Annotated in this window: 10 protein-coding genes; 7 read left to right on the top strand and 3 right to left on the bottom strand. The window is 66.3% G+C overall.

Going from position 1 to position 9,417, the window contains the following annotated elements; translation table 11 throughout:
* The coding region (locus Q1L59_RS15810; RefSeq protein ID WP_300334029.1) for an ABC transporter substrate-binding protein at positions 1-826 on the top strand (826 nt) is incomplete at its 5' end.
* A 39-nt stretch (positions 827-865) separates the two neighbouring features.
* Here the strand turns inward: Q1L59_RS15810 and Q1L59_RS15815 are convergent.
* On the bottom strand, positions 866-2,179 hold the full coding sequence (locus Q1L59_RS15815) for an HD-GYP domain-containing protein (RefSeq protein ID WP_300334031.1): 1,314 nt from the start codon (positions 2,177-2,179) through the stop codon (positions 866-868).
* Positions 2,180-2,386: 207 nt separating this feature from the next.
* Here Q1L59_RS15815 and Q1L59_RS15820 point away from each other — a divergent pair, with 207 nt between their 5' ends.
* From Q1L59_RS15820 to Q1L59_RS15840, 5 genes are all read left to right on the top strand, one after another.
* A complete protein-coding gene (locus Q1L59_RS15820; protein WP_300334034.1) occupies positions 2,387-3,160 on the top strand; it encodes a hypothetical protein in 774 nt (257 codons plus the stop codon).
* Positions 3,161-3,372: 212 nt separating this feature from the next.
* Positions 3,373-3,894: a sigma-70 family RNA polymerase sigma factor gene (locus tag Q1L59_RS15825; RefSeq protein ID WP_300334036.1), complete on the top strand. Its 522-nt coding sequence runs from the start codon at positions 3,373-3,375 to the stop codon at positions 3,892-3,894.
* On the top strand, positions 3,891-4,742 hold the full coding sequence (locus Q1L59_RS15830) for a hypothetical protein (protein ID WP_300334038.1): 852 nt from the start codon (positions 3,891-3,893) through the stop codon (positions 4,740-4,742). Before Q1L59_RS15825 ends, Q1L59_RS15830 begins: the two co-directional genes overlap by 4 nt.
* A 237-nt stretch (positions 4,743-4,979) precedes the next feature.
* Positions 4,980-5,150 (top strand): hypothetical protein, encoded by a 171-nt coding sequence (locus Q1L59_RS15835; protein WP_300334040.1) that lies wholly within the window; start codon positions 4,980-4,982, stop codon positions 5,148-5,150.
* A 28-nt stretch (positions 5,151-5,178) separates the two neighbouring features.
* On the top strand, positions 5,179-5,478 hold the full coding sequence (locus Q1L59_RS15840; RefSeq protein ID WP_300334041.1) for a hypothetical protein: 300 nt from the start codon (positions 5,179-5,181) through the stop codon (positions 5,476-5,478).
* Between the two features lie 432 nt (positions 5,479-5,910).
* Here Q1L59_RS15840 and Q1L59_RS15845 read toward each other — a convergent pair whose 3' ends face one another.
* Positions 5,911-6,576 carry a PEP-CTERM sorting domain-containing protein gene (locus tag Q1L59_RS15845; RefSeq protein ID WP_300334043.1) on the bottom strand — a complete coding sequence of 222 codons (666 nt, stop codon included), beginning with the start codon at positions 6,574-6,576 and terminating at the stop codon, positions 5,911-5,913.
* Between the two features lie 211 nt (positions 6,577-6,787).
* Between Q1L59_RS15845 and Q1L59_RS15850 the strand changes: the two genes are divergently transcribed.
* Positions 6,788-7,738 (top strand): PfkB family carbohydrate kinase, encoded by a 951-nt coding sequence (locus tag Q1L59_RS15850; RefSeq protein WP_300334045.1) that lies wholly within the window; start codon positions 6,788-6,790, stop codon positions 7,736-7,738.
* Here the strand turns inward: Q1L59_RS15850 and Q1L59_RS15855 are convergent.
* Positions 7,716-8,465 carry a GntR family transcriptional regulator gene (locus Q1L59_RS15855; protein WP_288127683.1) on the bottom strand — a complete coding sequence of 250 codons (750 nt, stop codon included), beginning with the start codon at positions 8,463-8,465 and terminating at the stop codon, positions 7,716-7,718. The genes Q1L59_RS15850 and Q1L59_RS15855 overlap by 23 nt on opposite strands.
* Between the last annotated feature and the right edge of the window lie 952 nt (positions 8,466-9,417).

Raw genomic sequence — 9,417 nt, forward strand, 5'->3', positions numbered from 1 at the left:
GCCCGCCAGCGAGTCCGGGCGAGCCAGCCTGCGCCGGATGCTGGTCGTCGTGCTGATCGCGATCCTCGGGCAGCTTGCGGGTCGGGTCGGCGCAGCCGACGTGCTGAGCCTCTCGTTCGGCAAGGACAACGCCCCGTTTGCGCTCCCGGAGACGCTCGAGGGCATTTCCTTCGATATCCTGCGGCAGACCTTGGGGCGTGAGGGCTATCTGTTCAAGCCGGTCTATGTGCCGTACGAGCGGCGCTTCAAGGTGTACAAGGAGAAGGATCTCGATGTGCTGAGCGAGGCGCGGCCCGAATCGGTGGCGCTCTACCAGTTGGACGGCTTTCTTTCGGTTCCCGCCATACGCTTCGACAACGTCGCCGTCTTCCTGAAGAAGAATCGCTTCTCGATCACCCGCACGGCCGACCTGGCCAAGCACAGCGTCATCTCGTGGCAGGGCGCGCAGTACGTGATGGGCGACGAGTATGCGGCGATGGTGAAGAGCAACAAGCGCTATCAGGAAAACAGCAAGCAGCGCGCGCAAGTGATGATGTTGTTTGCCGGTCGCGTCGAGGTGCTACATATCGACACCAGCATCTTCGCCTATTGGCGCAATCAGGTCGGCAAGACGACCGACATCGACGTCTGGCAGGACATCGAGACTTACCACTTCGGCGAAATCTATTTCAACTACCTGTTCCGCGACCGCCAGGTGCGCGACCTGTTCGACGCGAGGTTCAAGGAACTGCGCGAGCGCGGCGACTACGCGCGGATTTATCAGAAGTACACCGTTCTCGAATCGAAGCCGGAGGCGCCGCGCGAAAACGCTCAGCGAACGCGGTGAGCCCGCGCGTCGGCGGTTAGCGGCGCAAACGGGCGCGACTCAGCGCTGGTCGGCCAGGTACGACCAGTTGATCTTTCGGCGGGGCAGCAGGTAGTCGAGTTCCTCGGCTGGACGCTCCTGCAGGCGCAGCGGGCGCTCGATGCTCATCGTGTCGTCTTCCGCCAGGTCGACCATGATCGACTGTCGGCGCGGTACTTCCGGCGCGTAGACCAGAACCTTGGGTTTGAGCGGCTTGCCGGGCGGTGCCGAGCCGACGACGGCGGCGACCCGGCCGTCGGCAAGTTGCACGATCGAACCCGGCGGATAGACGCCCATCGCGCGGACGAACAACTGCAGCAGCGTCGCATCGAAAGCCTTCTTCTCGCGCGTCCACATCGCCGACAGCGCTTCGGAGGGGGACAGTGCACAGCGGTAATCGACCGGGTTGACCAGATTGTCGAAGCGGTTGGTGATGGCGACCAGGCGCGCCGCCAGCGGGATGGCATTGCCGGCCAGACGGTCGGGGAAGCCGCTGCCGTCGAAGCGCTCGTGGTGCGCCAGAATCGCGTCGAGCATCGCTTGCGACAGGTTGCCGGCACGCGCCGCCAGTTCGTGCCCGGCGCGGCAGTGGTTCTGATAGATCGCTTCCTCGTGCCGGTTGCGCTCGTTGTTGCGCAGGATCGACGCATTGATCGTCACCTTGCCAATATCGTGCAACAGAGCGCCAATGCCGAGCGCGCGCAAGGCAGCTTCCGGCAACTGCGCCTGCTTGCCGATGAGTAGCGCCAGCGTCATCACCGAGAGCGCGTGCGCTGCGTGTCCATCGTCCTGCGCCTTCTCGGCGATCAGCGCGATGGCGCTGTCCGGGTCGGCGAGCAGCGCCGCCGTCGACTCGGCGCTGACTTTGTCGACCTGCCTGACCGCCTCCCGCGGGTTGGTGGTGAAGTGCCGAATCGCGCCGCCAACCGCTTTCGCGGCGCCGACGAAGTGCTGCTGCGCTTTGTCCAGACGCTCGCGCAGTTGCGTCATCTTGCGCGAGCGTTCCTGCTTCTCGGCCATGCGCGCTGCCGCTACCGCGCGCAGGCGGGCGCTCTCCGCGGCGCTCGCGGCCGGGTCGGCAGCCGCCTCTTCGCCCGGCGGCTGGCGTGGCAGCGGCGGAACCCGGCAGCGCGTCGGGTCGCAGAAGATCTGCGGCAGGTTCATCGCTGCGATCAGGCGTGCCTGCTCGTCGTCGGCGATGACGAAAGAGTTGAACATGAACTGATGTTCGATCCAGGGAACCGGCAAACGGACGTGTACGCCGGGGCGCAGTTGGCTTGCGTCGAGGCTGATCTCACCGGCTTGCGCCGTGGCGGAATCAGGGGCTGCAGACATGGCTTGTTCTCCCTTACGAAGCGGCGGCATCCGGCGGCCGGGCGACAACCGCCACTATAGGACAGTCCGGCCGGCCGTCGCCAGTCGATCGATGTCCGCCGTTGCTCCGCCTGGTCGCCAGCCATCGCGGGAGCTTGCACGGTTTAACCCCATCCGACCGACACGCGCGTCTACGCGTCCATGTTCAACCCCCGAAGGAGATATACCATGCGTGCGCTCATGTTGTCGTGCGTTTTGCTGTCCGCCTGTAGCCTGCTCGCGGCGCAGCCGCCACGACTGGTCGAACTGGAAGTGGTGAGTCGCGCGAGCGGCCAGGTATTGCCGCGTTACCCGCACCGTGGGGAAAACTGGATCGCCGGTGCGCCAGGCGAGCGTTATGCGCTGCGCATCAGCAACCGTAGCGGCGAGCGCGTACTGGCGGTACTCTCGGTCGATGGCGTCAATGTGATCAGTGGCGAAAGCGCGGCGAGCACGCAGTCGGGTTACGTGCTCGAGCCCTATGGGCGGGCCGAGATTGCCGGCTGGCGCAAGAGCATGAACGATGTGGCCGCGTTCTACTTCACTGCGCTGCCCGATTCCTACGCAGCGCGTACCGGCCGTCCGCACGATGTGGGCGTCATTGGCCTGGCGGCGTTCCGCGAGCGGCCGCCGGCCGCAGCGCGCGCCAAGCCGGCTTCGCCCGCGTCGGCCGAGGTCGCCGACGCTGCCGGCAGCGCCGGTGGCGCGTCCAGCCGGATGGCGGAAAGCGCGGCCAGCGCAGCGCCGACGCTGGGCACCGGGCACGGAGAACGACAATGGGCGCCGACGCGCCACACTTCGTTCGAGCGCGCGACGAGTTCACCCGAGCAGGTCGTCGCCCTGCGCTACGACGCGCGCGAGCGCCTGTTGGCGCGCGGCATCATCCCGCCCACCGTGCGTCCACCGCAAACCCGGCCGCGCCCGTTCCCGGCGGAAAACGGCTTCGTTCCCGATCCCTCGTGACGGCGAGTGTTCACGCTACCATTGGCGCCGATCTTCACGAGCGGGGAGCGCGGTGGCGCAGAGCGAACAGATTTCACCCGGGCGCCGGCGCCGCGCGCCGGATACGCGCGGCGACCAGCGGCTAGCGTCAGCGGCCGGATCGCACACTGCGCCCGCGTCCGTCTTGCCGGGCTGAGGTCGAGCTGGACGAACTGCGTACCGACGAGGGTCTGATGCACGCCTGGTGCTCCGGCGAGGAGACCGCTTTCGCCGCGCTCTACGCGCGCTGGCGGCTGCGCCTCTATCGCTACCTGGCCCATCAGGCGCCGAGCGAAGCGGATGAACTGTTTCAGGATGTCTGGCTGCGGATCAGCGCCGCGCGCAGCCAGTTCGTGGGTTCGGCGAGGTTCTCGACCTGGATGTTTCGCATTGCGCATCACCGCCTGATCGATCACTTCCGCATGCATGCGCGGCACCTTCTCGTCGAGTACGACGATGAATCGCTCGAGCAGATTCCGGCAGCGCCCGAACTCGACCCATTGACCTGCGTGCAGCGCCAGCAGGCGGCGGCCGCGCTGCTCGCCGCCGTCCAGGCGCTGCCGGCGCCGCAGCGCGAAGCCTTCCTGCTCGCCGAAGAAGGCGAGCTCAGTCTGGACGAAATCGCCCAGGCGATGGGCGTGCCGCGCGAGACGGCAAAGAGCAGGTTGCGCTACGCCCAGGCGAAACTGCGCAGCGCACTGGCGGTCTGGCGATGAACGAGCGCGATCGGCAAGTCTCGGCCCTATGGCGCGAAGTCGAGCACCCGGCACCGCCTGCGGCGCTCGACGCCGCCGTCCTCGCCGCGGTGCACACCGCCGCGCCGCCTGGCGCGCCCAACCTGCCGCGTGCGGCGGCCGGGCGCCGCTCGTTCTGGTGGCGCTGGCAAGCCGGCTTCGCGCTGGCCGCCGTGGTCGTTCTGTCGAGCAGCTTGAGCTGGCTGGTGCACGATGCGCAGCAAGCCAGCGAAGCGCCCGCCGCAGCGTCCGGCGCGCGCCCGGCGCCCGGCACGCCGGCGCCTCGCTCGCTTGCTCCGGCTGCCGCCGACGCCGAGGCGTTGGGCCCAGCGCCGGCTTCGCCCGCGACTGCGCAGCGCGCGCGCGAGCATGGCGCAAGGCCCGGCGGCGATCCGGGCAGGTCAGGAAGCAGCGGCACGCATCCGACGGTCGCTGCGCCGACCGCCTCGCGCGCCACCGCCGCGCCGTCGCCAGCCGATCCGCCGCGCGGCACGCCGGCCGGCAGTCCGGCACCGGCCGCAGCGGGCGGTGCCGGCGCCGTCCACCTGCCGGCGGCGACCGCACCGCCCGTGGCCGCGCCGCTTTCCGCTGCACCATCCGCTGCACCAGCCGAACGTGTCAGCGAAGCCGCTGCATTGCGCGAACGCGCCGCGCCGGCCGTGGCGGATGGCGCGATGGCCGGCGAGCACGCTGCGGACGACATGATTCGGCGAATTCGCGCGGCGCGCGCGCAAGGCCAGCTTGCCGAAGCGCAGCGCCTGCTTGCCTTGCTGCGCCATCGCCACCCCGAGCTGGAACTGCCGGCGGACCTGCGCGAGCCGACGCGCTAAGCCGTGTGTATCGTCAATGCTGCCGGACTTCCTCTTGCTTCACCCGGTTACTACGACCGGCCGAGGCTTGCCGTGCGGCATCTCGGAGCTGTGGCGCCGGAAATTCGGACAGCACGATAAGTGGTATTCTTGCCCCAGCGAACGGCTGCGGAAGCAGCCGCAACTCAAGCGAGAGCACGAAGAGAAGGTCCAGGCGGCACCCAACGCGGGCATTCAAGGCGCCGGTGGTTGGCGTGCATGGGCATCCAGACGCTCTATCGGAAGGCCAACACGTCCCGTCAGCCGCGGGGTGATGAGGTTCATTCAGTTCTGCGGCGCGAGCATGCCGTCGAGCGGTCCAATCCGGTGTGGGCGGCGGACATCGCCGACATTCCGCTGCACCGCGGTTTCTCCATCTGTTCGCCGTGATCGACTGGACCTCAAGGCGCGTGCTTGCTTGGCGGCTCGCCAAGATCGTGACGAAGGACTTCTCTTTCGATGCCGTGCGCGACATTCTCCGCGACGGGTAGCGGAGATCTTCAACACCGATCAGGCTTGCCCGTCCAGCCCCGACGAATCCATTGGTCTACTCCAAGCGCACGACCTCGGGATCAGCATCGGCGGCAGAGGGCCCTGGCGTGGCAAGGTCTTTGTCGATCGCCTGTGGAAGACGGTCAAGGACGAAGAGGTGTTTCTCAAGGCCTGCGGCGGCGCCTGCTTCGTGGCCCTCGCGTCGGCCATTCGAAACGCCGCCTGAGAATGAGGAAGGGGCTCCGTGGATTGGTCGAAGATGCACTGGCGCATCGGGCCGCTTGCCGTTGAAAAGGCTGGCGATTCTCCCAGCGCAGGTCGCTTCGCTCACAAGCTCCAGCGAGCTCCATCCGGTTTGGATAAGATCCGAGAAGGTCAAGACCAACCGCATCACCGGTCAGCCGGCCGCAGCTAGCAGGGCTCCACTTATCGAAGCGTCTGTGCTGGACAAACAAATGGGGCCACCTCCATGGCCGTTGGCAGACCTGGGCCAGTGGCTCCTTGACCGGGTAAGCACTGGGCAGATGCAGCACGAGCAGATGACCTGACGGCCGAGAGCGAAATGGCGGACTGGTCATACGAAGCGGCGCTCGACGAGCCGCTGCCGGAGGTCGGCAGCGATCCGGCGGCGATCTCGGCGCCTGGAGGGATGTCGCGTTCAGTCGTGGCTGATGGCGCGTCGGCAACGAGCAATCAATCCCAATCCGGAGAGCGCGAGGAGCAGTGTGGCCGGTTCGGGAACCCCGGTGGATGTGGCGTTGAACGTGAAGTCGTCGATCATCCAGCGCGTTTGGTGGGGCTGGACGACGGAATTGTTGCCGCTCAGGCGGAGCGAGGTGATGCCACGGAAATCGGCCTGTACCCAGTTGTAGCCGATAGCGAGATTGACCGTCAGGCTATCGACCAGCGTTGCGCCGTTGAAGCCTTCGAGAGTGAGGAGCGCGGCGGAATCGGACTGCAGCGCATCGTAGATGGTGAAGGTCGAGAAATAGGCACCGTTGAAATCGAAGGCCTTGCCGTTGGCCAGACGGCCGAGCACCGGGCCGGCGTAGTTGGATGCCTGATTCTCGCCGGAGGGAGAGTTGTAGCTGTTGCCGTAGCTGTTGGCGGCAGCGTAGCTGGAGTCGCCCCAGGCGAACAGGTCGGTATCGCCCACGGTGCCCCACAGAAAGCCTTTGTAAGGGGTCGGGACGTTCAAGACCCCGGACGCATTCATGACCAGATCGTCGAAATCCAGAACGTCGGCGCGCACGGTTTGCCCGGCGAGAAGAGCGCAGCACAGCAAGGCTGCCCGCGGCAGGGACTTCTTCGTCGTCTCCAGCACGCGCTGGGCCAAGCTGAAACAAGGTGAAGGGTCGCCGGCTGGCGCAGCCGCGATCGGGTCGAAAACAATGGATGGCCGCATCTTTGCTCTCCTGTGTGAAGGTCGAAAGCGCGCCCAGACTCCTGGTCGTGACAAGCTATCCTGGGCGCCTTGGATAGCGCCGATACAATACCATAACAATACCAAACAGACGTAACCGGAGGAGCAAGCAGTGCGTCCATTCGTTCTTGGCAACTACATGAACGCCCATTTCATTTCCGTCGATCGTTTGCCGGATTCCGGCGAGTCACTCGTCGCCAAGCGAGTGTTTCGGGAGCACGGCGGCAAAGGCTTGAACCTTGGGCTCGGTTTGCATCGACTGGGTGCGAACGTGGACATGCTGCTGGCGGTCGGCGCCGACGACGCCGGCGAAGCGGTCCGCCGGGCGTTGGTCGCTGAGGGAATGCGCGATGAGCTGTTCTTGACCTTGGGCGATGCCTCGGGCTTTGGCGTCGGCTTCATCGCGTCGGATGGCGGCAACTTCCTGGCCGTCCATCTCGGCGCCAACGCCTTGCTCGGCGCGCAGCATGTCGAGCGGGCTGCGGCGCAATTGGCGCGGGCAGATTGGCTGTTGGCTCACTTCGAGTTGCCCGACACGGTGATTCGCCACGCGTTCCGGCTGGCCCGCTGCTACGGTATTCCAACGTATCTCAACCCTTCGCCCTGGCGCGCGATCGACCGTGAGTTGCTGGCGATGACCGACGTGCTGGTGGTCAACAGCCAGGAGGCAGCGCTGTTGTTCGACCTCCCGGACGCCGTCCGTTGGTCGCGGGCGGAGTGGTCGGCACGCTTGCCTGGCCTGGCGACGCGAATCGGCTGGCGTGGTCGGGTACTCGCGGTTACGCTGGCGGCAGACGGGAGCGTTGCTCTTGGCGCGGCTGGTCGGATGGCCGCGGCGCTTCCCTTTGTGATAGAACAGGTTGATGCGACCGGCGCCGGCGACGCCTTCGGCTGCGGCTTGGTCGACGCGCTTTCGCGGGGCGAAGCGCTGTCGGCGGCGCTTCGTTTCGGCAATGCCTGTGGTGCCCACGTGGCTGCACGCGCTGGCATCTTCGCTCATCTGCCGCGGAAGGCCGAACTGGCGGACTTGCTCGGCCGCGCTAAGCCGGCGGGTCCAGATTGAGCGTCAAGCGGTAGGCGTAGGCGTCGCCGCGGAAAGTGCCTTCGACGTACTCGACGATTTGCCCGGTCTTGCTGAATGTCTTCCGTTTCATCAGCAAGCAGGGCGACGGCGCAGTAAATTCGAATACGGCGGACTCCGGCGCGCTGCTCATGACTGCCTCGATGGTTTGCTCGCCATGCGACAGGGCGATGCCGCAACGCTCGCTCAGGAAGTGATACGCCGAACCTTGAATATCCCAGTCGGCGAGAGCCGGCGCCGCGGTGAGGTCATACCACGCGACTTCGCGTGACAAGGGTATGCCATCCCCCAGGCGGAGGCGCACCAGGCGCAAAAACGGGGCGGTGGACGGGCGGCCGAAGAGCGAGGCGAGCGTGCGGTCGGTGACTACGCCATGTTCGAGCAAGCGGCTCGAAGGGACCATGCCCAGTTCGTGCATTTCCTCGGTAAAGCCCTTCAGTCGGCCAAGGCGTGGCGTCAGGCGGGGTGGCGTCCTGGCCGTCACCCCCGCACGGCCGTGCGTCTCCAGGTAGTTTCTGGCGCGCAGTTCCTCATACGCACGCCGGACGGTAACCCGGCTGAGGTTCAGCATTCCGGCCAGGGCGCGCTCCGAGGGAAGGCTCTCGCCGTCGGCGATTTCCCCGGAATCGATCAATGCAGACAGCTTGCGCAGCATCTGCAGATAACTGGGCTCGGCAAGCGATCGATCCGGCGCGATGCGATGGATCATCGGTGGGGCGGCCGCACTTTTTCTTGGAGCAGTCATCGGTGAGCGAAGCGGAGTTGATGGCGAGGTTTCGCTTGACGATGATCGCCGAATCGAGTCGTCGCGGCCTATTGGCGGCACCACTCGGGGGAACGGGAGCAAGCGGGAGCGGACGACCCCAAGCGCGGAAGTATAGCGCCCGCCACACCCGGATTCCATCCGCTTTGCCTGGCGAACCGTCGAGACCCGGCGGTGGCGGGCATCGCGCCGATCATGCGGCGTCCGACGCCGATGCGCGCGCTACCGTGTCGAAGCGCGGGCAGGGGCGTTCGCTCTCCTCTTCGTTGACCAGGTGCAGGCGGCGAGTGCCCGGTCGATTGTCGCTACGGTTGGTGCGGGCAGTTCCGCGGTGCGTTGCTGGAGCGCTGCTGGCGAGAAGCGGTCGGGTTGCGCGGGCCAGGTTGCCGCGTGCGGCGCAGCGCCGGCAGGACTTCGAAAGCGGCTGGCGCGTGATCGGCCGCCGCAGCGCAGCGTTCATCGCCGAGTGAGCAGTGCTTCGCTGATCGGGCGAGCGAAGGAGAGGAAATCCAAGGTACGCGCAGCCGGGAACCGGATCTGGCGCATCCTGTGACCAGGGCTCAGCAGTTGATATGGCTTGGGGTGGCGGCAGAGCTTCACGCCCTGCGGGGGGTGCGGAACAACCCGCTAGCAGGAGACGCGTTGATCGAATTCGTATTCGGGGATCGGTTCTCCCGGGGGATCCTCCTGACCGACCGCTGCCGATCTGGCGGGCCAGACCGTCGAAATTCGTCATACTGCGCGGCGGTTTGGCTACCTGTCACTTTTCCACCTTCTTCAGCAGCGTGGGCTCCTGGCTCTCACTTCGCAACACTGCTTCTATCGAACCGTAGTCGAACTCATCGGCGCAAGAACGGAAATAATGACTCAGATCGACATTCCATTCGGCGATCTGCCC

Source organism: Accumulibacter sp. (genome assembly GCF_029255125.1).
In the GTDB taxonomy this organism is placed as follows: domain Bacteria; phylum Pseudomonadota; class Gammaproteobacteria; order Burkholderiales; family Rhodocyclaceae; genus Accumulibacter.